Here is a 22925-nt window from a genome sequence, read left to right as displayed (position 1 = left end):
AAAAATCAATTGTAAATGTTATAAACTGGTTTAAAATGAAAGTAAATCATTCGTAAGGTGAGGTTAACTATGGGTTTCCAAAAATGGCTTCGTATTTTACTGCCTGAGCTTCAATTGGTGGATTATGTCCAGGCAAAGGGATTCAGGGGCAAAAAGCAGCGGATGGGCGCGCAGGCTCAGACGATGACTCATTCGGGTGCGCTCAGGACGGAATCGGTTGGCGGCAATCCGCAGCATGTTCCCCATTCTGCTGGTGCGGTCGGGGAAGTGGTCAAGGATGCGAAGTATGGCATCAAGCAAATGGGCTTGAATCGATCCAATGACGAACTGGATACGATTTTCGCGGAAATCAAAAAAGAACTGAACGGCAGGATCCTGCGCCAGGGTGCGTTCATTGATGAATTGCTGGTTTCCTATAAAAAGGCTTTTTTCAAAAGGGAAAAAGGCAAGGTGCAAAATGCCATCCTGCTTGCGGGTCCAGCTGGGACAGGTAAGTTTACGACTTTGCAGCTGTTGATTGATCAGCTCTATAAGAAAAAGCTTGTACCTTATAAGAAGGTTGCGACGATTGATTTGCGGAATTACACCGAGAAGGATATCCACAGCAATTTCGTCCTCGATTGTTCCGCGGCCTTTGAGTATGGGGTCGGAACGGTTTGCTTCTTGGGGATCGAGCAGGCTGATGCTGAGGTTCTGCAGTATGTTTCCAGGCTGGTGCAGCATGGCTTTTTCCGGACGTCCAACAGTGTGATGGTCGATGCTTCGAATTATTTTCTTGTCTTTTACAGCGACGTCGATTTGAAGGAAGAAGTCCATGGACAGCTTCCGAAAGAGGTAGCGAGCAAAATACCAGCTCCTATTTTAAAAGGGATTCAATCCTATGCGATTTCGGCACCGCTTATGCCCGAGGATGTAGAGGCGATCTTAAGGGGCAAGTTCCAGGCTGCAGCACGCAGGCTCGAGAGCCAGACGCAGTTGACGGTAAAATTCGACGATGGACTGTTTGCTGGTTTAGTAGAACGGATTCTGGCAACGAAGAAATATGGCGAGGCCATCGAGAGTCTGGCAGAAAAGGATTTTTATCAGGCACTTGTCGATTTAAGGGCAAGGGGGACTTTCCTTGCGGGAGATCTTATTACGATTCAGCTGCAGCAGGATGATTTGCTGGCTGTAAAGGATGAGCAAAGCTTCCTGTTAAAATCGATTCCGATGGTGGCAGAAGAAAAAATCGAAGACTTGCTGGATGAACTAAATCGCCTGACCGGTTTGCATACAGTAAAAAGAGCGGTTCATGAACTGCTGGAAACGGTGAAGGCCGAAAAGATGAGGCAGGAGGCCGGATACAAAACGGCTGGTAAAATGGCAATACATATGGTGTTCACCGGGAATCCTGGCACAGGTAAAACAACCGTTGCAAGGCTCGTCTCTCGGATTCTCAAAGCAATGGGGCTGCTTTCCCAGGGGCAATTGGTAGAGGCTGCAAGGCAGGATCTGGTCGGGGAATACCTTGGTTCGACTGCTCCAAAAACCAATGCTGCGATTGAACGTGCGCTTGGCGGCGTGTTGTTCATTGATGAAGCGTATGCTCTGTCCAGGAATAAGCAGGACCCATTCGGCATGGAAGCCATTGACACTCTGGTAAAAGGAATGGAGGACCACCGGGACAATCTGGTCATGGTCCTGGCCGGATACACGAATGAGATGGATGGGTTTCTGAAAATGAATCCTGGCCTTCAATCGAGATTCCCTTATATTATCGAATTCCCGGATTATTCTTCCGAGGAGATGTATGAGATTCTGACGGGAATGGCAAAGGCGAAGGACTTCATGGTTGATCCAGGCATCAAGGAACAGCTGCTTGAACTATTTGATTCTAAGCAGATTTCCGGACGGAATGATGCCGGGAACGGCCGTCTTGTCCGAAACATGCTGGAGGATGCAATCCGCAAGCAAGCGGTGCGTCTCAACAAGGAAACAGGTGCCCGGGATTATAAGCTTTTAACAGCCGAGGATTTCGGAATTGCCGAACGGCCAAAGTTTGAGCTCGAGCCAGCGTTTGAAAAAGTCGTTGGCCTGGAGAATGTGAAGGATTTTATCAGGAGTCTCGAAAAACAAATCCTCGCGAATGAAAAGCGGAAAAAGGCTGGCATCTTGACGGAACAGTCGCAGACACTGAATATCGTCTTTTCCGGAAATCCAGGGACAGGCAAGACGACAATGGCGAGGATGCTTGCTGAGATGCTGAAATCAATGGGCCTTTTAAAAAGAGGCCATCTGATCGAAGTGGACCGCAGCAATCTCGTCGCCGAATATATGGGGCAGACAGCGGTCAAAACTACCGAGGTCGTCCAGTCTGCATTAGGCGGAGTGTTATTTATCGATGAAGCGTACAGTCTTGTGGAAGAAGGAGTTCAAGGCGGAGGGTTTGGCAAAGAAGCGATTGATACCCTTGTTCGCTTGATTGAAAATCACCGCAATGACCTAGTCGTGGTTCTGGCTGGATATACCGATGAAATGGAACAGTTTTTACGGAGCAATCCGGGGTTGGGCTCGCGCTTCCCGCTGAAAATTGAGTTCCCGGACTATACACAGGAACAGCTTACGCAAATCACTGATATACAGGCGAAGAGCAAAGGCTTCATCCTGGATGCAGGTGTGAAACAGGGATTGGCTGAGTTTTATGGAAAGAAACAGATTCCAGGAAAAAACGACAGCGGCAACGGACGTCTTGTCAGGAATACGCTTGAGGCGGCCATCAGGAATCAGGCGGTCAGGATCGTTGAAACTGACAATGTCGGGCCGGATCAATTGAACAGATTGACCCTGGCTGATTTTGGACTGCTGGAGGATCAGCCGAAGGAAAATGCATTGCAGGAGCTGGCATCTGTTGTTGGCCTGGATGAGGTCAAAACCTTCGTGCGCTCACTATCAGCGCAGATCGAAGTGGCGAATAAAAGGAAGGCGATGGGTCTGCCAGATATGGGTGCGCAATCGCTGCACATGGTGTTCAAAGGCAACCCGGGTACTGGTAAAACCACGATTGCGCGGATTCTGGCCAGAAGGCTGAAGGAACTTGGTGTGATCAAACTGGATCATATCGTGGAAACGGACCGTTCCGGACTGGTGGCCGGGTATGTTGGCCAAACTGCCCTGAAAACACGGGAAGTTTTGGAGAAGGCACTTGGCGGCATTCTATTCGTCGATGAAGCGTATGCTTTATTTGGCGACGGACAGGATTTCGGGCAGGAAGCGATTGATACGATTGTGAAGTTCATGGATGACCACCGCGAGAATATCATTGTGATTTTAGCAGGTTATGAGGATGATATGGAACAGCTGCTGGATTCAAATGCAGGCTTGCGTTCCAGATTCCCGAATGTGATCAATTTCCCTGATTATGCAGTTGATGAACTTGTGGAAATCAGCAGACGCCTGCTGAAGCCGAAGGGATACGAGCTGAGCCCTGACGGAGCCCAGGCACTCAAAGCACTATTTGAGAGTGCAGAAGGAAACGCTTCTGCAGGGAATGGCCGTCTGGCAAGGAATATTTGCGAAGCCGCCATCCGTGCGCATGCATTGAGGCTGAGTGAAATCGACGAGCCAACATTAGAGGATTTGACGCTGCTTATGCAGGAGGATTTTTTACAGGCCGGGGGTGTTGCTAGATGAAAAAAATCATAAAATTTTTATGGTCTTTGTTTTTCTACGTTTTTCTATTTCCAATCACTGCACTCGTCATCGTTTTTGGACCGCTGATGACTTTCTTTGATCTTCTAGATGTTTATAAATTAGGAGCGCCGCGACTTGGTCTGGGCTTGGGCGGGATTGCCTTGCTTGGCTTCCTTCTCTTTTTATCGATGAAGTATCACTCGTGGCTCTACCGCAAATTCCCGGTGCTGCTTCCTTTTTTCCAGATGTGCTTTGTCAGCTTTATCGTGATGGAACTCAGCCTGACATTTGCCAACCTGTGGGCAGATCAAATGATGATCGGAAAAACGGTCGCGATCGTTTTATCGGTGCTATCAATCCTGTTAGGAAGAGCATTTCTATCGTACTGGTATTATAAATACCCGATTAGCTACAAGATGGTGCGCTGACGGAGGAGGAGGGATTAGCGATGCGGAAAAAATTCAAAAAAGATGCTGAGTATGAACTGGACAATCAATGGGCCGGCGATGAGGAAGAAGCGGAGCCGGAAATCATTTACCACGAACATAGCCATCGAAAGCCAGTATTCTTTGGCACCATTTTAGCGATTGTATTGGCGATTGGCTTAAGCATGGTTTCTGGCGGCTATTCATCAGAAGGAAGCTCGGAAGAAGTGGTCGCCAATCGGATCAGCAAGTCTACGATTGCAGGAGAAAGCCTTATGACAGACGAAACGAACGCAGGGATCACTGCTAAGGATTTTGAAGTGACCGTAGGAGATTCCGGTGGTGAAGCAAAAATGCTGATCTGGGATTTCAACAGTGAAGACAATGATGAAGTTCAAATCCTGGTCAATGGACAGCCAGTGAAAGAAAAACTTATCCTGGCGAATAATCCCGCTGCCATTTCCATCCCGGTCCCAAGCACGGTGACAATCAAGGGGCTTAAGGATTTTGGAGGCGGCATCTCATACGCCGTCAAATTCCCGAATGATAAAATCACCTACTATAACGTCGTAAGCGTGAATGCCGGGAATACTTATACGGTAAAACCGCTGTAGTGAAGCATGGGGACGTACTTATTGCATCCAATTCCGGAAGCAAAGGGTACGTCCCTTTGCTTAAAAAAGAGGTAAAATAAAAGTAAATATAGTATTCGGAATGGCGGGTAGGGCGATGAATATTTTACTGGCGGAAGATGACCTGAAGCTTGGCGAGCTGATCAGTTATATGTTAAAGAAGAAAGCTGGTTATCAGGTTGAGTGGGTGAAGGAAGGGGAGGATGCTTATTTTTACAGTACTTCTTCCCATTATGATGTGCTGATTTTGGACTGGATGATGCCGAATGGGTCTGGTGTGGAGGTTTGCCGCCGCTTGAGGAAAGAGGGATATGCAGGGGCGATATTGATGCTGACGGCGAAAGATTCGGTCGAGGACAGGATCAATGGCCTTGATGCCGGTGCGGATGATTATCTGATCAAACCGTTCGAGATTGACGAACTCCTTGCCAGGATCAGGGCACTGACAAGGAGGAACTTTGCTCCGATTGTGGAAGATGAGGTACATTATCGTGATCTTGTGTTAAGCCGGATCGGCCAGGTGTTGAGTGATGGAAACAAGGAGATCCAGCTAAGTCCCCGTGAATTCCAGCTGCTCGATTTGCTGCTGCAAAACAGGGGCCAGGTTTTGCCCCGGGAGCTTATATTGGAGCGGATTTGGGGGTTGGACGCGGATGTATCAACGAAAACGATCGATGCGACGGTAAAATTGCTACGCAAAAAGCTGGACAGCTTTGGCAAGTATGACTTGCTTCAAAGCATCAGAGGGGTAGGGTATAAAATTGAAAACTAAGTCCTTGCGCCGTGAAAGAGAGCAGAATATCTTCAAACGGACCCAGCGGCGGCTGACGAAGGGATTTTTGGGCCAGTTGATGAGCTTCCTGCTGCTGTTTTCCATCGTCATGTTCGCTGTGCTTTATTTGGTGATCATGCAGGACCACGAGCAGGAAGTGAAGACCCTGGCAAAAGGAGAAGCTGAAAGATTGGAAAGATTCCTTGAGAGGAACCCTGAAAGAGTTGGCGAGTTTCAGGAGCATGAACTGGAATTAAGAGGTCCCGGCCAGGTTTTTGTCTATCTCATCAGTCCGGAAGGTGACTTGCTTGCAGGGAATGAAGCATTTCCGAAGGCTCGGCCGGAGTTATTGTCTGCACTTGATCCTCAGGAACTTTTCCAGCGGAAAGTGAAGGTCGATTTATCCTACGAGGAGGACGAAGAAGACGAGCACGAGGATCATAGTGAGTTATTTCGGAAGGACATCCGCCTCTTGATTGCAAAGGAAGAGGTATCGGTTGACGATCGTGAAATCGGAAACCTGTATGTCGGCACGGACATTTCTTTTGTCTATCAGATGTTTACCTGGCTGTTCGGTATCCTGATTGGTTTGCTGCTTGTTTTCTTACTGGTCGCCTGGTTCCTGAGCAGCAGGATGTCGAAAAAGGCGATGGTCCCGATTAGTTCAGCGTTTGACAGACAGCGTGAATTTGTCGCGGATGCCTCACATGAACTCAGGACGCCTTTAAGTGTCATGCTTTCTTCCATCGATGCGATCGAGATGACGATCGATGATAAACAGGATCATATGGTCCGTAAAATGCTTTTTAATATGAAGGATGAAGTGAAAAGAATGACAGGACTGGTGAGCGATCTGCTGACACTTGCCCGGTCAGATTCAGGTAAAATCGAGCGGAATGATGAAGTTTTTGATTTTACAGAAGTGGCCCAAAAGGCAGTGGACGCGATGAATCCAATAGCACATGAGAAGCAAATTAAACTTCAATTCCATGCACCTGAAACACTTCCTGGCAAGGGTGACGAGCACCGATTGATGCAGCTTCTCTATATCCTGTTGGATAACGCGTTAAAATACACCCCTGATGGCGGGGAAGTTGAGCTGGCTCTATCAAGAAAACAAGATGAACTGACGATTAAAGTCCGTGATACAGGAATCGGAATCCGTCCCGAGGAGCAGCCGTTCATCTTCGACCGTTTTTATCGCGCAGACAAGGCCAGGTCAAGGCAAGAAGGAAGCTACGGACTGGGGCTCTCGATCGCCAAATGGATTGTTGACATTCATCAAGGCACAATTGTAGTGAACAGTGAATATGGGAAAGGCAGTACGTTTGTGGTGCAGCTGCCTTTCGCCAATAGAAGTTAACTTATCGTTGTATAGGCCGTTCCAGAGTGAGCAACTCATCCTCCAGCGATGAAAACTGTTGTTCCAACACAATCTTGGCGTCTGAAATCGCAGCATTGTAAAAATGAGGAGCAAGCGATGTTTTGACAAAGTCTAAAACTCTTTCAGCCGCAAATTCGGTTAACTCTTCCCCTCTTTCTTGTGAAAAGAAAACCTGGATGTCAGCAATCATCGTCTCTTGCTGTTCTTTTGATAGTTTTATGAACATTGAAACCACTCCTTTAATGTATTTACATTTGTAACTATACAAACTGAATACAGCAAATTGCAGACTTTAAAAAAAGTTTTTTTTATGTACAAGACAAATAAAAAGTATGAACCGAACCATGGTTTATACTTTTTTTGTTTTGTTAACTCTTCCTTTTCACCGTATTTTCACCATCCGTGGATATAGTGATACTCATAAAAGGATATAAGGAGGAGAGTTCCTGCATGAATAAAAAAGTAAAGTGGTCAGTGATCTCTGTCAGTACAATTACGGCTCTGACGTTTGGCGGCCTGGTGATGAATAACGAAAAGGCTGCAGGCAATGAAAATTCAGTTCCGGAAAAGGATTGGCTTCGTGAAAATTTTTCAGCATTTAATGAAGAAGGCTATGAGGAAAACGAATACAGCGATGATGAGGGCGATCGTTATTACGGAGATCATGATGACGATGATGAGTATGAAGAGCATGATGATGAAGGTTATGAAGACGATGATGACGATCACTACAGAAGTGAACAGCAGGAACAAGGGACTTCATGGGGACAAGACCAAATCGTGAATGCTCCGGAAAGAGGCTTCCGGCAGGAGCAGAGCAGCTCGAGGACATCACGATGATTGAGACGAAGTTCAGAGCGATGAATAGCAGCATCCTGCTTTCAGGAATGGATCTCGATGCTCATTTACAGATAAAGAAAATGATTGTAGATTTCGAGCAAAAGGCTAGCCGGTTCATTCCCGAAAATCAGCTTGCATTCGTCAATCACAGTCCACTAGATGTTCCAATTTATTTGGATTCTACCCTGGCAGACCTCCTTGATCGATCGCTTCAGCTCGCAAGGAGATCAGATTTTTATGTCCATCCTTTCCTTGGAAAAGAGATGATGGCGAATGGGTATTCCGAGTCGTTTCATGAACAATATCAGCCTGTTTTTACCGGGTTTGCCGAAAAGCATTTTTCCCGGGAACCGATTGAGAGGCTATCGAAAAGCTGGATAATCAAAAAAAGGGATTTTCTTTTTGACTTCGGAGGCTTTGGAAAAGGATACATCATTAATGAAGGGATTAAACATCTCAAACAGAAGGGTGTGAATCGTTTTCTGATCAATGCCGGGGGAGATCTCGCGGTGCTCGGATCCCATGAGGTCGGAATCGAACATCCCGTTTTAATGGGAGAGGACATGATCAAGCTGTCGATCACCGATAAAGCACTTGTCACTTCAGGGAAAAATTATCGGAGATGGACAAGAGGGAATCAGGAATATCACCATATCCTTAATGGCCGGACAGGTGAGCCTGCTTTTAACGGAGTGCTGCAGGCAAGCGTCATTGCCAATACCGCGATGGAAGCTGAAACCGCGGCGAAGATTTTATGCATCCTTCCATTTGATGAAGCAAAAGCACTGCTTTACAGGAATTTTCCGCGAATAGCTTATTTTGTTTACTTTGAAAAGGACAAAATTGCCATCGGCGGGGATACACGACTTTACAAACGACTGGAGGCAGCGAAATGAATTGGATTTGGATTGCGATCCGCGCCACAGGATTGACAGGATATTTTTTGCTGACATTATCACTCTTGATGGGCATATACAGCCATATTCCGCGGAAAAGAGGTTCAATCCTTGGTTTCCATCAAATTATTGGCCAGGTAGCCCTTTTATTCATCGGAATCCATGCATACCTGCTGATTTTTGATAACTATGAGCCTTTTTCTGTTTCGGAACTGCTCATCCCCTTTTCAGCATCGTATGAACCGATCCTGTCAGGATTGGGAACAATCGCGGTTTATTTATTGATCATTGTGATCTTAACATCTGATTTCATGAAAAAAGTCGGGCGATCAGCCTGGAAAAAAGCACATTATCTCGTGTTCCCGCTCTGGTTCCTATCAGTGATTCACGGCCTTTTTCTTGGAACAGATACAGAATCATTGTGGGCCGTGGCTTTATATGGAGGCTCTGTTTTGATTGTCAGCATGGCAACCATTTTTCTAGTATTGAAAAAAGTAAGCCAAAAGAGGAAAGCGCGGCCGGTTGCAACGTGAATGCTTTTGTTTTAGGGGAATGAGTGAATCTCACTCTGAAAACAGATAAGACGCCTTTTGGAGAAATGGAATTAGCACGCTAATTCGCATCTCTTTTTTTGTTGATTTTTTAGCAATTGAATAATCAGTGCACCGGGACAGTATATGTGAAAAAACTCTCTAGATTTAACTAAAGAGTTTTAAGGGGAAACGTGTTCTGAGATTATGGGTGTATTTTCTTTGGCAGCAGGTTTCTCGAAGTACTTTTGAAATGCATAATTTAGTAAACCAAATGAGTAGTAAAGCAAAAATATTTTAGTTGAAGTGAAATTTTTGAATTTAAAATGTCCGATTTTCTGGAAAATCGGCACGAATATATAAGCAAAAATTAAGTCCATAACTAGATTTGAAATGGCATATACAGAGAATTTACCGAATGTAAAATGAAACACCCATAAATTAACTGTGAAAAATGGACCTAAAATAAAAGCCAATGCGTCAAAAACCCTATATTTGTAACCACCCTTTACAACCCACCAATTAAATATTGGACTTATCATTTCTACAGTTAGTAATAGAAAAGAGCAAAATAAAGTGACAGGTAAATACCTTTTGAAGGATTGTTTAGGAAGAAAGATTGAAGTGATTGTCCATAATACTACTGCATTAAAAATTCTAAAGAAATTGGCAAGCAACTTGTTCACCCCTTTATTTTTTTTAGTGTTTGAAATTCCCTATGGATTATTCATCCTCCTCGTCAAGCAGTTCTACTGTATTCTTACAGTATTCAACGAGGCAGCAAAGCCATATGATTTAACCGCCAAAAAATGTCTGTATATTTACGTTTCCTGTCGTTAAATCTAATGACGGTAAGTTGCTTTCGGAGGGGACGGGCTTGAAGTTTATTATTAAAACACTGACCTTTATTGCAATTCTTTTGTTATTTTCACAAGTAAGGACGTATGGAGAAAAACAGGATGACATCTACATAAAAATCGATCTTTGGACAAACAGGCTTTTGGTTTTTAAAGAAAATGAAGTAACCAGACAGTACGACATTTCTCCTGGCAATGAGCAAACTCCTACACCAATTGGAATGTTCACGGTTGTGGGCAAATCCAGTGGCTGGGGTGGGGGATTTGGCTCGAGATGGCTCGGATTAAATGTTCCCTGGGGAGATTTCGGTATCCATGGCACCAATAAACCAACATTGATCGGCAAAAATGTCAGCAGCGGCTGTATACGGATGCGCAATAAGGATGTTGAAGAGCTGTTCGATATGATTCCTCAAGGGACAAGGGTTTATATCGAAGGTCCTCTTACTGGAGTCGGAGAGGGAGAGTTTAAAAATATCGCTTATGGATCAAAAGGCAATCTTGTCCAGCTTGTTCAAAATAGGCTGAAAGTCATGGGGCTCTATTTTGGGCCGATTGACGGGATATATGATAAAGGGACGGAGAATGCTGTCAAACAGTTTCAGAAACTAAATCATTTGCCTGTTACTGGCGGGGTATCGATTCGTGAATATACATTATTGGGATTGCTGGAGTAAAAAAAGCAACCAAAAAATGGAGGATTGTCATGAGGAAAAATAAAGAGAACGCCATGTATAACGAAAACCTAACTAACCTACAAAACAAAGAGGTATTGGAAATCAGCGAAACAGGTTACGGGCTGGAATCCGTTGCAGAAGGTGCTGATTTCGCAGAGGGTGATCAAAAAAACTCTCCCAACTGTGGTGGACTATAACAAAAGTGGAGAGGTGGACGATTTTTTTTTTTGAACCGTCCCTCTTTTTGTAAATCCATTAAGTGGAAAATGAGGTCACCAATAGAGCGTATTGGAGCACGGCAAATCCAGTAAATGGATAAAGGGGTCACCAATAGAGTGTATTGGAGCACAGCAAATCCAGTAAATGGATAAAGGGGTCACCAATAGAGTGTAATGGAGCACGGCAAATCCAGTAAATGGATAAAGGGGTCACCAATAGGATGTATTGGAGCACGCTAAATCCAGTAAATGGATAAAGTGGTCACCAATAGGATGTATTGGAGCACGGTAAATCCAGTAAATGGATAAAGAGGTCACCAAAAGGGTATATTGGAGCACTGTAAATCCAGTAAATGGATAATGAGGTCATCAATAAGGTGTATTGAAGCACCGGAAATCCAGTATATGGATAATTAGATTATCAATAAAGCGTCTTGGAGCACCGGAAATCCAGTAAATGGATAATGGGGTCACCAATAAGGCGCATTGGAGCACTGGAAAGCCAGTAAATGGATAATAGCATCAACAATAAGGCGTATTGGTGCCCTAAAACGCCTGAAAATGAAAAAAGAGGTCACCAATAAAAACGAAAGGACGATTCCACCAGGATCGTCCTTTTCGCAATTATTCAAAAATATAACTGATGACATCAAGTGCCTGCTCGACCGTTTCTACCGTAACATTAGCCTTATTGGAAAGCTCTTTTAACGGGTGGATCAAGGATTCTGGCCTGATGATGATGGTTGGTTTGTTTAGGGCAATCGCGGTGCTTGCGTCCATTGCGGTGTTCCATTGTTTGTATTTTTCGCCGAACAGGGCGATGACGATATCGGATTTGGACATAAGGACCTGGGTCCTGAAGTTGTTGATATCTGATGCGGCGTCATCTTTGTAGACGTTGCCTGGCTGTGTGCCGAGGATTTCCTCGCCAATCTGGTCGGAGCGGTCATGGTTTGTCTGCGGTCCGACGAAGGTGAGGGGCAGGTTTCGCTCCTTTGCTTTCTGGGCCACCTGGTCGCGCCAATCATCATGAATTTGACCTGCTAGATATACAGTTAATTCCATCGTAACACCCTCCTAATGAAATAAATTCTAACTTCATCATAAAGAATTTTGCTGAGGAATCAAAGGGATTAGGTTGTCGTCCCGATTTTGTTCAAAGGATGGCTGTTTGGAAAAAACATGCAAAGGGTACGAAAGACCCAGGAACTTCTTTTAAAAAAGTCCGTATTACATGAAAAAGAATATGAATGTATGGAGGAAACCAAATGGGATTTGTATTGTTTGTGCTCGTGATAACGGCAATCGGGGGGATATGGTACGGCTGCAGTGTCCTTCAATATAAACTTTCAGTTCAACCAACATCTTATGTCGGGTGGAAGATATTCGGCAACATATTGTTGCTGGTACTGGGACCCATCGCGGTGGTAGCTTTATCGCTCTTCCTAATGACACAATTTGATATCGTATCAGACCAGACTGGCCAGGGAATCGGCTGGTTATATGTCATCTATTTCATGCTGCAAATCATTGTGATACCAGCGAAAGTCATCTATTTACCTGTTTTTCATTTTATCGTTAAAAAGAGAAGGGAGAAATTGATTAAGGATGATAGTTTCACCAGTAGATAATTTCGGTTTGTCAGTGGGTGTCATCCTTCTTCTGAGAGAATGTCATTAAGCAGATAAATATAGAGGTGAAATCATTGAAGAAAAAGACTTTAACAGCCATTTCCTACATATACAGCATTTTGGTTTTCGGAAGTTTTAGTATATGGGGATATCTTGTGGAAAAAGAAGAGGGAGTGATCGACCCGACAAAACATGAGATGCCTCTTATTCTATTTATTGGCCTCATGTTAATAGCCGTGGTTTTGGCGGGAGTTGGTTTTAATAGTGTAAAAGAAAAGGGCAGCAAAATAACTAGGAAAGCTGTGTTTACAGGCATTGTTATGGGTTTACTCTTTATTGCCTGGGGTGTTGTAAGGTCTTTAAACTAATTAAAATAAGCTGGTGATGGTATGTCGAAGAAGGTGTTGACTTACATAACAGCAATAGTTATTCCTGTTACTTTAATTTGGGGCATCCTATGGGCTTTCAATGCAGCAGATGAAGATGGAACTATTCATTTGGAGGGCAATGAACCCTATGCCTACTTATTCCTGGGTTTATCTATAACTGGATTGATAACAGGATCGATTGCTTTAAGGGCCATGAATGAAAAAGGCGATAAAATCAGTAAAAAGACCGTCTTTTCAGGATTGGCAGTTGCGGCGATATTTTTTCTGTGGAGATTGTCGGTTTCGTTATAGATGATTGAGAAAGGGCTGGCTTCCGGTCAGTCTGTATCTGGCATATAGAAAAATATTCCTATACAATAGTGATATTGAAGTGTAAATGTGGTGATCTAGTTGTTAAAGCTTTTATTGATTGAGGATGATGCGTCGTTATTCAATGAGATCCGGGACCGTCTGACGCAATGGTCGTATGAGGTTTATGGGGTGACGGATTTCAGCGATGTGATGAGTGATTTTAGCAATATCAAACCTGACCTGGTGATCATCGATATCCAGCTGCCGAGGTTTGACGGGTTTCATTGGTGCCGGATGATTCGGTCCCATTCGAATGTGCCGATTATTTTTCTTTCTTCACGGGACCATCCAACAGACATGGTGATGTCGATGCAGATGGGGGCGGATGATTTTGTCCAGAAGCCGTTCCATTTTGATGTGCTGATTGCGAAAATCCAGGCAATCCTTCGCCGTGCCTATAATTATAATACGACGCAGAACCAGTTGAAAACATGGTGCCGGGCGACGATTGATTATGATAAGAATATCGTTGAAAATGAGTTGGGCCGGATCGAATTGACGAAGAATGAAATATTCATATTAAAATTGCTGATTGAACAGAAGAATAAGATTGTCAGCCGTGATGAAGTCATGAACAGCTTGTGGGATGATAAGCGGTTCATTAGCGATAACACATTGACGGTCAATGTCAATCGGCTGCGGAAAAAGCTGGATGAAATCGGGCTTGGCCATAAAATCGAAACGAAGATTGGGCAGGGATATATGGCTGTTGAAGAGGATCATGGATGATGTTTACTACATACTTGAAGGAACGGGGAAGCTGGATCTTGTTATTTTTGCTGCTTCAGTTCCTCGCTGTTTTCATCGCTTATATAGATTCGGCAGTATCACTCACGTCAATTCTTTATTATGTCTTTCTATCGCTCATTATTTTTATGGTTTTTTTAGTGATGCGTTATCAAAAGGAAATGAAATTTTATCAAGAGCTTGAAGAAGCGCAAGATACCATGGATTTTTCACACAGGGAATTCCTCAGTCCTTTTGAAAGGATGGCAGCAGAAAGCATCACTCGCCATTTCGAAGGGCTGAGAAATAAAGTTTCCGAGAATGAGCGGATGCTAGACGAGGAAAAGGATGAATTGCTTTCCTGGATCCATGAGGTGAAAACTCCGCTGACAGCTTTGAGCTTGATGATTGATCGGCTTGAGAATCAGACGCTGAAAAAAGAAATGACCTATGAGTGGCTGCGGATTCACCTTTTACTGGATCAACAGCTGCATCAAAGACGGATTCCTTTCATGGAAAATGACTTATACATAGAGCAGACTGATTTGGAGAGTGTGATTTTCAGCGAGGTTAAAACCCTGCAGTCCTGGTGCATCCAAAAAGGCATCGGCTTCGACTTTGACCTGGAGTCGAAAGAGGTTATGACCGATGCCAAATGGCTTGCCTTTATCATCAGGCAGCTGCTGACAAATGCTGTTAAATATAGCGAAAGATCTGATATTCTGATCACCAGCGACCAGCGGAACGGACAGACTATCCTCGAAGTTGCCGACACTGGCAGGGGAATCGATTCCAGGGATCTCCCGCGAATTTTTGAAAAAGGATTTACTTCAACTGCTCATCATCAGGACAATGCAGCAACGGGGATGGGACTGTACCTGGCGAGAAAAGCAGCGGACTCACTGAAAATCAAGATTGATGTGGAATCAGCGCCAGGCAAAGGGAGTACGTTCAAGCTGACCTTCCCTAAAAGCAATGATTTTGTCCGGATAACAGGCATGTGACAAAAATGTCACATGCCTTTGCTGATTTGTTACCTGAATCGAAGGAAAGAATACAGGCAGGATTTTATAATGAATTTATCATAGAAAGGATGTGTGAACATGATTTTATTGGAAGCGGCCAAACTTCATAAAACATATGGAAATAAGTTTAATAAACAGGAAGTATTGAAAGGGCTCGACCTTAAAATTTTCAAAGGGGAATTCGTGAGCATCATGGGTGCCTCTGGATCGGGTAAAACGACGCTCTTGAATGTCCTCTCTTCTATCGATAAGGTCACCAATGGTTCGATCAAGATTGAAGGGAACGAGATTACCGGGATGAAGGAAAAGCAGCTGGCGGAATTCCGCAAGCAGCACCTGGGCTTTTTGTTCCAGGATTACAATCTCCTCGATACACTGACAGTGAAGGAAAATATCCTCTTGCCACTTTCGGTCAGCAAGACGCCCAAAAAGGAAGCGGATCAGCGGTTCGAAGCGATTGCCGCGGAACTCGGAATTCTGGAGTTGAAGAATAAATATCCAAATGAAATTTCCGGCGGGCAAAAGCAGCGCACATCTGCTGCACGAGCTTTCATCCATGACCCGAGCATTATTTTTGCCGATGAACCAACGGGCGCGCTGGATTCGAAATCAGCTTCAGACCTTTTGAATAAACTAAGTGACTTGAATCAAAAACGACAGGCAACGATTCTGATGGTCACTCATGATCCAGTTGCGGCAAGCTACTGTGGCAGGGTAATTTTTATAAAGGATGGTCTTATTTATACTGAACTGAATAAAGGTGACCAGACGAGACAGGAATTTTTCAAGGACATCATGAAAACCCAGAGCGTATTGGGCGGTGTGCACCATGAGCGTTAATCAGCTGATTCTTCGTAATTTGAAGAAGAACCTTAAAAATTACTATCTGTATGTTTTTGCATTGGTGTTCAGTGTCGGCCTTTATTTCGCCTTCGTCACCCTTCAATATGATCCTTCCATGCATGAAACGAAGGGTTCGATTAAAGGAGGGGCCGCTATTAAATCGGCATCTGTTCTACTCGTGGCCATCGTGACGATTTTCCTGACCTACGCCAATAACATTTTTATCAAAAGAAGAAGCAAGGAGATCGGCCTATTCCAGCTTGTCGGAATGACAAAGGGCAAGATTTTTCGGATCCTGAGTGTTGAAAACTTCCTCCTTTATTATGGCTCCTTGCTGGCGGGTGTTTTCCTTGGATTTTCAGTATCCAAGCTAATCATCATGATTCTGTTCAAAATCACTCAGGTTGAAGGGATTGCGAAGCTTCATTTTTCCGGAACAGCCCTCGTGCAGACACTGATCGTTTTTTCGGTCATCTATGTATTGATGCTGCTGTTGAACTATCTTTTCATTAAACGGCAGAGCATTCTATCCCTGTTCAGGGTCATTTCAAGTGCTGAAGGCCGGGCAAAAAAGATTTCTTTCTGGGAGATGATGATAGGCATTCTTGGCATTACACTGATTGGGATCGGGTATTATGTGTCATCCAAGCTGTTCGAAGGGGACTTTACAACCGTGAACGAACTCTTCTTCGCCATGGTGTTCATTTTAGCGTCGGTCATCATCGGGACTTATCTATTTTACAAAGGTTCTGTCAGCTTCATTGCCAATCTCATCCGGAAAAAGAAGGATGGGTATTTAAATATAAATGAAGTGCTGTCGTTATCCTCCATCATGTTCAGGATGAAGTCGAATGCGTTGGTGTTAACGATCATCACCACGGTATCAGCGCTTGCGATCGGCTTATTGTCTTTAAGCTATATCTCCTATTATTCTGCAGAACAGAGTGCCAAAAATAATGTTCCAGATAACTTTGCTTTTGTTGATGCTGACTCTGCTGCTGATTTTATGGAGAAGTTGGAGTCGCAGGATATCGGTTATGCGGAGAAAAGGATTGAGGTTCTCCAGGCGGTAATGAACGCAGAGGAAATCATCGGACTGAAAATGGATGGATACACCCAGGATCCTAAATCGATGGGGGTCTCGGTCATTAGCGAAAAGACGGAAGGTCAAAGTGAAGTGAGTAAGGATGAAACCTATCTGACAGGTTACAGTGACATTATGATGAAATTCATCTCCATGAAAGATTCAGGACCGATTGAGATCATCGGAAAAAATCATGCTATTCCATTGCAGTACATTGGAATGGAAAAGGAATATCCTGTTTCCCGGTATTTCGGTGGTTCTCCTGTGGCCGTTGTCGATGAGTCCGTATTTGAGAAATTAAAGAGTGATTTGGACTCTTCCATCCAAAGAGACTATTCATTGTATATTGGGGTTGATATTAAAAACGAGAATGATTTAGTGAAGGCGAATCAACTATTCAATGAAAATCAGGAAAATGATCTCAATGAATCTCGCCTGGATAATGAAAATACCCAAAAGAAACAAATGGGGCTTGTCATGTTCATTGTCGGTTTCCTTGGGCTGACCTTCCTCGTCACGTCGGGCTGCATCCTTTATTTTAAACAAATGGATCAGACAGAAGACGAAAAGCCGAATTATACGATTTTAAGAAAGCTTGGTTTCACACAGGGTGATCTACTAAAGGGAATCCAGGCAAAACAGGCATTCAATTTCGGTATCCCACTATCAATCGGCCTGCTGCACAGCTACTTCGCCGTCAAATCCGGCTGGTTCTTTTTCGGCACCGAGTTATGGTGGCCGATGCTGATTGTCATGGGACTTTATACAGCATTGTATTCCATTTTCGCGATACTTTCAGTGGTTCATTCTAAGAGAGTTATTCGGGAATCTCTTTAACAGAAGCGCAGGGGTTTGCCCTGTGCTTTTGATTTTTTGGTGCATACTTAAATGATAGTTGAAAAATCTGTTGAAAAGGAAGGCCAGGCCCTTGTTTATCTTCTCAAGTTTGTGGAAAGCCTCCAGTCACCTTATCCTCGCTCGTAAGGTAAACGCTTCTGCGGAGTGATTTGCAGCGTTTTTTGATGCGTGCTGCTTCCTTGCTTATTTCTTCTATTGTACTGAAGCTGAAGTCCTTGTTTTGGATTACAGCGATGGACAATCCGACGAGCGGGATGTTTTCTAGTACACCCATTCGGCTGATTCCATGGATATAGCCATGTTCAAGTTCTTCAGTCGTGTAGAATTGGTGGGCAAATTGTTCAAAATGATGAATTAAGGTTTGGCAGATATCCTTGTAATCATGATGGGGAAGGATGGCAAGGAAATCGTCTCCTCCGATATGACCGACGAAAGTATCCAGTTTGTTGTGGCTTTCTAGTACTGTTTCTTTCAGAATTGTCGCAGTGTGCTGAATGACTTCATCGCCAAGCTTGAATCCAAATGTATCATTGAATGATTTGAATAGATTGATATCTATATATAGGACCGTGTAATTTTCGGATGCAATCGCCTTCTTGAGTGCATTTTTTATCTCGAAATTGCCTGGCAGTCCTGTTAGTGGGTTAGAATAGCGGGCAATGCTGATTTGCTCTTCAGCCAGTTTCATTAGTAAATTCCGGATGCTGACAATGCCGACCAGGCGGTCTTTTCTAGTGACGATCACATAGTCATACAGATGTTCTTGTGCGCGATCCATCGCTTGTGCACTTGTTTCAGTAATCGGTACTGAATGGTCAACAATGAGCGGATCGGTGATCATCACCAAATCAACAGTCCTTTTCATGAAAAGGTCGAACCCATACTGGATCGATAACTTCTGGTAAAATTTCGTTTTCGTCACTAACCCGATTGGACGGTCTTCTGAACAAACCACGACTCCTTCGATCTCCGGTGTGTTTTTGAATATCATATAGATGTATTCACATTTGGTTGAAGGATTAACCACCATCACTTTCTCTGCAATCTCCCCAATTGTCACTTGCATAACTACACCTTCATTTCATTTATGTATGCAGAAGATAACGCTCCGGCCTGCCTAGGAAGTAGCCCTGGCCAAACTGGATGCCTGCTTGTCTGGCAATGGTCAACTCCTCTGCAGTTTCAATACCCTCAAGTGTGACTGAGACACCCTCATTAATAAAGTATGAAGAAATCCAATTCAGGAACGTTTGTTTCTTGATGGATCGTCCCAAATCCATTGAAAAATATCGATCAAGTTTTACAATGTCAGGTTCAAGCTCTAAAGCAATCCGCAGGGAGGATTGTCCCTTCCCAAGATCATCTAGTGCAAATCTAAAACCAAGGGATCTAAGGCAGTGAATCACATCTGTCAGCTTGCCCAATGACATAACTGATTCTGCTTCATTCAGCTCAAAAATAATGCTTTCCGGTGCTAAAGCTACCTTGTTCATTAATCGATTCAGTTGCCTTAGAAAATCAGGGTCTAAAAGTGTGGATGGAAAGACATTGACAGACAAACGAGGAGGATTTAAGTACCTGGACTGTTGCTCGAATGTATGTATGCTATTGGCGATGGAGTGAAAATCTAAATCAAATAGCTGATTCTGCTGCATGGCAAGTGAAAATAGAACTTCGGGATTCGGGATTTCAGGATGTCTGATCAAGCTTTCATACCCGAAAACATAGTCATCCTGCAAGTTGTAGATTGGCTGAAATGCATGTTGGAAGTTAAATAACTGGAAAGAACGGTCTCTGGAAGAATCTAATATCATCGCTGTCATTATATAATCCCATCCTAAAATATGATTTATAATCCAAATGTACTATTTTACTATTAATAAATTGTAAGATTTTCGTAAATTTTTCTTAAAAAACTAAGAAGATAGTCCTGTTTCAAATTAAAAAAGAAGCGTAAGGACTACGCTTCTTTTTGGAAGGGTGCAGGCTGAATGCTTGTTTCTATTATTTGAAGATAATGGCTTATTAAATTATCGAAAATCCTCTCCCATTTTTGGGTGAGTGCATAGTTTCTGCCTTCGTAGCCCATTTGAACTCTCTTGCTGTCTGATGTAAGGAGGCTAATGATAGCCTCAGCAAAATGATGGATATCATGTGGTGTACATAAGCGTCCTGTCACTCCATCCTCAATGATGCTTCTTACTCCCCCAGAGTTTGCTCCTATGACAGGGGTGCCGCTGGCAAGTGATTCAAGAACGACATTTCCGAATGTTTCTGTAGCAGAAGGGAAGATGAATAGGTCGGATGCTGAGTAGACTTCAGCGAGTTGACCGCCTTTTAGGTAGCCCGTGAAGATCATATTAGCAGGTGCTTCTTTTTCAAGTTGTTCCCTCATTGGCCCGTCACCCACGATTAGCCAATGAACCTTATCGGCGATCTGGGGCGGCATGTTTTTAGCAATCTCCAGCAGGAGTCCGGCACTTTTTTCCGGAGCCAGCCTGCCTGCATAGGATAAGATATATTCTTTTCTAAAAGAGTATTTCTTCCGGACAGCGAGCTTGTCATAAAATGGGTGGAACAGCTCACAGTCAACGCCCCTTGGCCAGAGCTCCAGATTCTTCAATCCGTGTTCTGTCAATTGAGCCATTGTATCATGAGACGGAACGAAGATTTTCTGCAGTGGCTGGTGAAACCAGTTCATGTATTTCCATAGCAGGCTGGATAATAAACCTAGGTCATAGAATTGCAGATACTGGTCGAAATCGGTGTGATACGAGCCAGCCAGCGGAATTTTCAGCTTCTTTGCGCAATATAAACCCATGATGCCAAGATTGAATGGTGTTGCGACATGGATGAGATCGGGATTGAATTTTTCCAGTTCTCCCTTGATTTTAAAATAGTTAGGGAAAGCGACCCGGCATTCTGGATACAGGAAGAAGGATGCGCTTTTAAATCGATGGATATGGGACGGAACATACTCTCCGCTTGGATTCTCGGGGGCGAACACCTTGACGGAATGTCCCTTTTCTGCCAGATAGTCTGTGAATCTTTTCAATGTACGGGCGACTCCATTAATCTCTGGATAAAAGGTATCAGTGAAAAATGCGATTTTCATGCCAGGCCCCTCCTTTGATAAAAACATACTCAGACTAAGCTTTTCTCACGTTTTCTTCGTACATATGCAATCCTCGGATTCTCAAAGAAGGAACGAGTAACTGAGTATACCGGCTGTTGTCCCAAGCAGGGCACCGACGAGAATATCTGTTGGGTAGTGCAGACCAAGGTATACCCTCGAAAGGGCGACCATGCAGGCCAAGGGAACCAAAGCAGCCGATAAGACTGGCATGAATAATATGAAAGGCAGGACCAATGAAAAGATTGCCGTCGTATGTCCGGAAGGGAATGAATGGTCCTGCAGCGGGTTCGACGGGAAAAAAGCATTCTCCAGGATGATATAGGGCCGTTTCCGCGGGTACCATTTTTTAATGAAATGTACCGGGAGATGGCTTAGCGCTAAAGCAGCTGCACTTGCAAAAGCTGCCTGCCTGATCGGTCCGTTTAAAAACAGGACCAGCAGCAGGATGGATGAAATCGTGAACCTTGCACCGCCTGCATGGGTGATTGTACGGAAAAAGGCATTCAGGAATTTGTTTTGATAATGGCGGTTGATTCCCCGGAAAATCCTTTGATCAGTTTGGTAGAATACTAGTAAAAGTTTCATCGAATCGTCCTTCCCTGGTCAGAATTGGGGACTTGTGATGCCATTCAGCCATTTTTGATTGGGTTGAGGATCTCCCTATTGAATAATAAGTAATGGAATGCTTGCTGACTTCCCTCAGAGAGTAACAGTTGCGGCCGTCGATAATAATAGGTTTTTTCATCAGCTGTACATACTTTTCAAGTGGCTGGTGCTTAATATGATCCCACTCCGTTGCGATTATCACTAATTCAGCACCTGAAATGGCTGTTTCGATATTAGTCGTGTAATCGATCGCATTTTCAAAAATAATTCGGGCATTTGGGACGGCAACCGGGTCATAGGCGATGACTGAAGCGCCTTCCGAAAGCAGGCCCCTCAGAATCGTGAGTGAGGCTGCTTCACGAATATCATCCGTGTCCGGCTTAAATGCAAGCCCCAATACAGCAACTCTCAAGCCCTCGAGTGAACCGAACAATTCCTTAGCCTTCTGCACAGTAATTGCTTGCTGGCGGCTATTGACCTTGATGACCGCTTCAAGCAGTTCAAACTGATGCTCGACATCGCCAGCAATTTGCACAAGTGCTTTCGTATCCTTTGGGAAGCAGGAGCCGCCGTACCCGATGCCAGCTTGCAGGAATTGAGGGCCAATCCGCCGGTCCTTGCCTATTCCAAAGGCCACTTCTTCAATATTCGCTCCGACTTTATCGCAAATAGCGGCAATTTCATTGATAAAACTGATTTTTGTGGCCAGGAATGCGTTGGATGCGTATTTAATCATTTCAGCACTTCTGATGTCTGTATTGACAATCGGGATTTTAAGAGGAAGAAAAAGCTGTTCAACTGTTCGTACGGCATACTCCGACTCGGTTCCAATGACAATACGGTCGCCATGGAAAAAATCATATATCGCATTGCCTTCACGCAGGAATTCGGGGGTAGATGCCGTGTGTACTTCAATATGGGCGGGTTTGACGCTATGGATGATTTCTTTGATTCGCTCGTTAGTGCCAACTGGCACCGTGCTCTTAGTGCAAATAATAGAATCTTTATCGAGGTTCAGACCAATCGTATAAGCTGCTTCGAAGACATGATCAAGATTTGCTGTTCCATCTGGATTTTCCGGAGTCCCTACTGCAATAAAGATGATGTCTGCATCCTTATAAGCGATTTTCGGATCCGCTGTAAAAAGAAGGCGGCCAGCATCCAGGTTCCTTTTCAGCATAGAAGTGATTCCAGGCTCATAAATTGGTGCATTCCCAGATTGAAGAAGGAGGACTTTGTCTTCACGAATGTCCGAGCAGACGACATCATAACCCATCTCAGCAAGGCATACACCAGTTATCAATCCAACATACCCAGTTCCAGCAACAGCAATCTTCATCCAATCCCTCCTAAAAGTTTCTTTCTTTAATCATAAT

At 44.1% G+C, this 22925-nt stretch carries 25 protein-coding genes; 17 read left to right on the top strand and 8 right to left on the bottom strand.

The genetic code is table 11. The features are described from left to right. Positions 1–69: 69 nt before the first annotated feature. From FS736_RS05710 to FS736_RS05690, 5 genes are all read left to right on the top strand, one after another. Entirely contained in the window at positions 70–3669 is a 3600-nt protein-coding gene (locus tag FS736_RS05710; protein WP_144475389.1) for an AAA family ATPase, read from the top strand. Beyond that, positions 3666–4097, top strand: coding sequence for a hypothetical protein (locus FS736_RS05705; RefSeq protein WP_144475388.1), 432 nt, complete (start codon positions 3666–3668; stop codon positions 4095–4097). The genes FS736_RS05710 and FS736_RS05705 overlap by 4 nt, the downstream gene beginning before the upstream one ends. A 20-nt stretch (positions 4098–4117) precedes the next feature. Further along, positions 4118–4708 (top strand): hypothetical protein, encoded by a 591-nt coding sequence (locus FS736_RS05700; RefSeq protein ID WP_144475387.1) that lies wholly within the window; start codon positions 4118–4120, stop codon positions 4706–4708. Between the two features lie 115 nt (positions 4709–4823). Further along, positions 4824–5498, top strand: a complete 675-nt coding sequence (locus tag FS736_RS05695) for a response regulator transcription factor (protein ID WP_144475386.1) — start codon at positions 4824–4826, stop codon at positions 5496–5498. Beyond that, positions 5488–6861 carry a sensor histidine kinase gene (locus FS736_RS05690; RefSeq protein ID WP_260983532.1) on the top strand — a complete coding sequence of 458 codons (1374 nt, stop codon included), beginning with the start codon at positions 5488–5490 and terminating at the stop codon, positions 6859–6861. The genes FS736_RS05695 and FS736_RS05690 overlap by 11 nt, the downstream gene beginning before the upstream one ends. 1 nt (position 6862) lies before the next feature. Here FS736_RS05690 and FS736_RS05685 read toward each other — a convergent pair whose 3' ends face one another. Beyond that, on the bottom strand, positions 6863–7108 hold the full coding sequence (locus tag FS736_RS05685) for a DUF2164 domain-containing protein (RefSeq protein WP_144475385.1): 246 nt from the start codon (positions 7106–7108) through the stop codon (positions 6863–6865). Between the two features lie 224 nt (positions 7109–7332). Between FS736_RS05685 and FS736_RS05680 the strand changes: the two genes are divergently transcribed. From FS736_RS05680 to FS736_RS05670, 3 genes are read left to right on the top strand one after another with little or no spacing between them, the layout of a single operon-like run. Next, positions 7333–7722 (top strand): hypothetical protein, encoded by a 390-nt coding sequence (locus tag FS736_RS05680; RefSeq protein ID WP_144475384.1) that lies wholly within the window; start codon positions 7333–7335, stop codon positions 7720–7722. Further along, entirely contained in the window at positions 7644–8618 is a 975-nt protein-coding gene (locus FS736_RS05675) for an FAD:protein FMN transferase (protein WP_144475383.1), read from the top strand. The genes FS736_RS05680 and FS736_RS05675 overlap by 79 nt, the downstream gene beginning before the upstream one ends. After that, positions 8615–9151 (top strand): ferric reductase-like transmembrane domain-containing protein, encoded by a 537-nt coding sequence (locus tag FS736_RS05670; RefSeq protein WP_144475382.1) that lies wholly within the window; start codon positions 8615–8617, stop codon positions 9149–9151. The genes FS736_RS05675 and FS736_RS05670 overlap by 4 nt, the downstream gene beginning before the upstream one ends. Before the next feature lie 179 nt (positions 9152–9330). Here the strand turns inward: FS736_RS05670 and FS736_RS05665 are convergent, their stop codons facing one another. Then, complete coding sequence (locus FS736_RS05665) at positions 9331–9825, bottom strand: hypothetical protein (RefSeq protein ID WP_144475381.1); 495 nt, start codon at positions 9823–9825, stop codon at positions 9331–9333. Between the two features lie 200 nt (positions 9826–10025). Here FS736_RS05665 and FS736_RS05660 point away from each other — a divergent pair, with 200 nt between their 5' ends. Together FS736_RS05660 and FS736_RS24170 are read left to right on the top strand one after the other, a co-directional pair. Further along, positions 10026–10682, top strand: a complete 657-nt coding sequence (locus tag FS736_RS05660) for a L,D-transpeptidase family protein (protein WP_260983531.1) — start codon at positions 10026–10028, stop codon at positions 10680–10682. 29 nt (positions 10683–10711) lie between these two features. Beyond that, on the top strand, positions 10712–10879 hold the full coding sequence (locus FS736_RS24170) for a hypothetical protein (protein WP_186326676.1): 168 nt from the start codon (positions 10712–10714) through the stop codon (positions 10877–10879). A 645-nt stretch (positions 10880–11524) separates the two neighbouring features. Here FS736_RS24170 and FS736_RS05655 read toward each other — a convergent pair. After that, the gene (locus FS736_RS05655) at positions 11525–11965 is read right to left on the bottom strand and encodes a YtoQ family protein (protein ID WP_144475379.1); all 441 of its coding nucleotides are present in this window, start codon (positions 11963–11965) and stop codon (positions 11525–11527) included. Between the two features lie 203 nt (positions 11966–12168). On the opposite strand from FS736_RS05655, the gene FS736_RS05650 reads away from it, so the two are divergent. The 7 genes from FS736_RS05650 to FS736_RS05620 all read left to right on the top strand — a co-directional run bounded on the left by FS736_RS05650 (position 12169) and on the right by FS736_RS05620 (position 17786). Further along, positions 12169–12531 carry a hypothetical protein gene (locus FS736_RS05650; protein ID WP_144475378.1) on the top strand — a complete coding sequence of 121 codons (363 nt, stop codon included), beginning with the start codon at positions 12169–12171 and terminating at the stop codon, positions 12529–12531. 74 nt (positions 12532–12605) lie between these two features. Beyond that, positions 12606–12899 (top strand): hypothetical protein, encoded by a 294-nt coding sequence (locus FS736_RS05645; protein WP_144475377.1) that lies wholly within the window; start codon positions 12606–12608, stop codon positions 12897–12899. 21 nt (positions 12900–12920) lie between these two features. After that, entirely contained in the window at positions 12921–13211 is a 291-nt protein-coding gene (locus tag FS736_RS05640) for a hypothetical protein (protein WP_144475376.1), read from the top strand. 99 nt (positions 13212–13310) lie between these two features. After that, entirely contained in the window at positions 13311–14000 is a 690-nt protein-coding gene (locus FS736_RS05635) for a response regulator transcription factor (protein WP_144475375.1), read from the top strand. Beyond that, positions 14000–15001 (top strand): sensor histidine kinase, encoded by a 1002-nt coding sequence (locus FS736_RS05630; protein ID WP_144475558.1) that lies wholly within the window; start codon positions 14000–14002, stop codon positions 14999–15001. Before FS736_RS05635 ends, FS736_RS05630 begins: the two co-directional genes overlap by 1 nt. Positions 15002–15100: 99 nt before the next feature. Continuing rightward, entirely contained in the window at positions 15101–15862 is a 762-nt protein-coding gene (locus FS736_RS05625) for an ABC transporter ATP-binding protein (protein WP_144475374.1), read from the top strand. Continuing rightward, positions 15852–17786 (top strand): ABC transporter permease, encoded by a 1935-nt coding sequence (locus FS736_RS05620; RefSeq protein WP_144475373.1) that lies wholly within the window; start codon positions 15852–15854, stop codon positions 17784–17786. The genes FS736_RS05625 and FS736_RS05620 overlap by 11 nt, the downstream gene beginning before the upstream one ends. A gap of 103 nt (positions 17787–17889) precedes the next feature. On the opposite strand, the gene FS736_RS05615 is transcribed toward FS736_RS05620, so the two are convergent. The 5 genes from FS736_RS05615 to FS736_RS05595 form a co-directional block, all read right to left on the bottom strand. Further along, the gene (locus FS736_RS05615; protein WP_144475372.1) at positions 17890–18873 is read right to left on the bottom strand and encodes a diguanylate cyclase domain-containing protein; all 984 of its coding nucleotides are present in this window, start codon (positions 18871–18873) and stop codon (positions 17890–17892) included. Positions 18874–18892: 19 nt separating this feature from the next. Continuing rightward, a complete protein-coding gene (locus FS736_RS05610) occupies positions 18893–19630 on the bottom strand; it encodes an EAL domain-containing protein (protein WP_144475371.1) in 738 nt (245 codons plus the stop codon). 137 nt (positions 19631–19767) lie between these two features. After that, a complete protein-coding gene (locus FS736_RS05605) occupies positions 19768–20922 on the bottom strand; it encodes a glycosyltransferase family 4 protein (RefSeq protein WP_144475370.1) in 1155 nt (384 codons plus the stop codon). Between the two features lie 81 nt (positions 20923–21003). After that, positions 21004–21528, bottom strand: a complete 525-nt coding sequence (locus FS736_RS05600) for a phosphatase PAP2 family protein (RefSeq protein ID WP_144475369.1) — start codon at positions 21526–21528, stop codon at positions 21004–21006. Then, positions 21497–22888 (bottom strand): UDP-glucose dehydrogenase family protein, encoded by a 1392-nt coding sequence (locus FS736_RS05595; RefSeq protein ID WP_144475368.1) that lies wholly within the window; start codon positions 22886–22888, stop codon positions 21497–21499. Before FS736_RS05595 ends, FS736_RS05600 begins: the two co-directional genes overlap by 32 nt. Positions 22889–22925 lie beyond the last annotated feature (37 nt).

The organism is Cytobacillus oceanisediminis 2691 (assembly GCF_007678455.1).
In the GTDB taxonomy this organism is placed as follows: domain Bacteria; phylum Bacillota; class Bacilli; order Bacillales; family Cytobacillaceae; genus Mesobacillus; species Mesobacillus oceanisediminis_A.
This window is presented reverse-complemented; position numbering and strand designations above follow the sequence as displayed.

Excerpts from the sequence above, each read along its gene's own strand:
- FS736_RS05710 (WP_144475389.1), top strand. The coding sequence starts at position 70 with ATGGGTTTCCAAAAATGGCTTCGTATTTTACTGCCTGAGCTTCAATTG.
- FS736_RS05705 (WP_144475388.1), top strand. The coding sequence starts at position 3,666 with ATGAAAAAAATCATAAAATTTTTATGGTCTTTGTTTTTCTACGTTTTT.
- FS736_RS05700 (WP_144475387.1), top strand. The coding sequence starts at position 4,118 with ATGCGGAAAAAATTCAAAAAAGATGCTGAGTATGAACTGGACAATCAA.
- FS736_RS05695 (WP_144475386.1), top strand. The coding sequence starts at position 4,824 with ATGAATATTTTACTGGCGGAAGATGACCTGAAGCTTGGCGAGCTGATC.
- FS736_RS05685 (WP_144475385.1), bottom strand. The coding sequence starts at position 7,108 with ATGTTCATAAAACTATCAAAAGAACAGCAAGAGACGATGATTGCTGAC.
- FS736_RS05680 (WP_144475384.1), top strand. The coding sequence starts at position 7,333 with ATGAATAAAAAAGTAAAGTGGTCAGTGATCTCTGTCAGTACAATTACG.
- FS736_RS05675 (WP_144475383.1), top strand. The coding sequence starts at position 7,644 with ATGGGGACAAGACCAAATCGTGAATGCTCCGGAAAGAGGCTTCCGGCA.
- FS736_RS05670 (WP_144475382.1), top strand. The coding sequence starts at position 8,615 with ATGAATTGGATTTGGATTGCGATCCGCGCCACAGGATTGACAGGATAT.
- FS736_RS24170 (WP_186326676.1), top strand. The coding sequence starts at position 10,712 with ATGAGGAAAAATAAAGAGAACGCCATGTATAACGAAAACCTAACTAAC.
- FS736_RS05655 (WP_144475379.1), bottom strand. The coding sequence starts at position 11,965 with ATGGAATTAACTGTATATCTAGCAGGTCAAATTCATGATGATTGGCGC.
- FS736_RS05650 (WP_144475378.1), top strand. The coding sequence starts at position 12,169 with ATGGGATTTGTATTGTTTGTGCTCGTGATAACGGCAATCGGGGGGATA.
- FS736_RS05640 (WP_144475376.1), top strand. The coding sequence starts at position 12,921 with ATGTCGAAGAAGGTGTTGACTTACATAACAGCAATAGTTATTCCTGTT.
- FS736_RS05630 (WP_144475558.1), top strand. The coding sequence starts at position 14,000 with ATGTTTACTACATACTTGAAGGAACGGGGAAGCTGGATCTTGTTATTT.
- FS736_RS05625 (WP_144475374.1), top strand. The coding sequence starts at position 15,101 with ATGATTTTATTGGAAGCGGCCAAACTTCATAAAACATATGGAAATAAG.
- FS736_RS05620 (WP_144475373.1), top strand. The coding sequence starts at position 15,852 with ATGAGCGTTAATCAGCTGATTCTTCGTAATTTGAAGAAGAACCTTAAA.
- FS736_RS05615 (WP_144475372.1), bottom strand. The coding sequence starts at position 18,873 with ATGCAAGTGACAATTGGGGAGATTGCAGAGAAAGTGATGGTGGTTAAT.
- FS736_RS05610 (WP_144475371.1), bottom strand. The coding sequence starts at position 19,630 with ATGACAGCGATGATATTAGATTCTTCCAGAGACCGTTCTTTCCAGTTA.
- FS736_RS05605 (WP_144475370.1), bottom strand. The coding sequence starts at position 20,922 with ATGAAAATCGCATTTTTCACTGATACCTTTTATCCAGAGATTAATGGA.
- FS736_RS05600 (WP_144475369.1), bottom strand. The coding sequence starts at position 21,528 with ATGAAACTTTTACTAGTATTCTACCAAACTGATCAAAGGATTTTCCGG.
- FS736_RS05595 (WP_144475368.1), bottom strand. The coding sequence starts at position 22,888 with ATGAAGATTGCTGTTGCTGGAACTGGGTATGTTGGATTGATAACTGGT.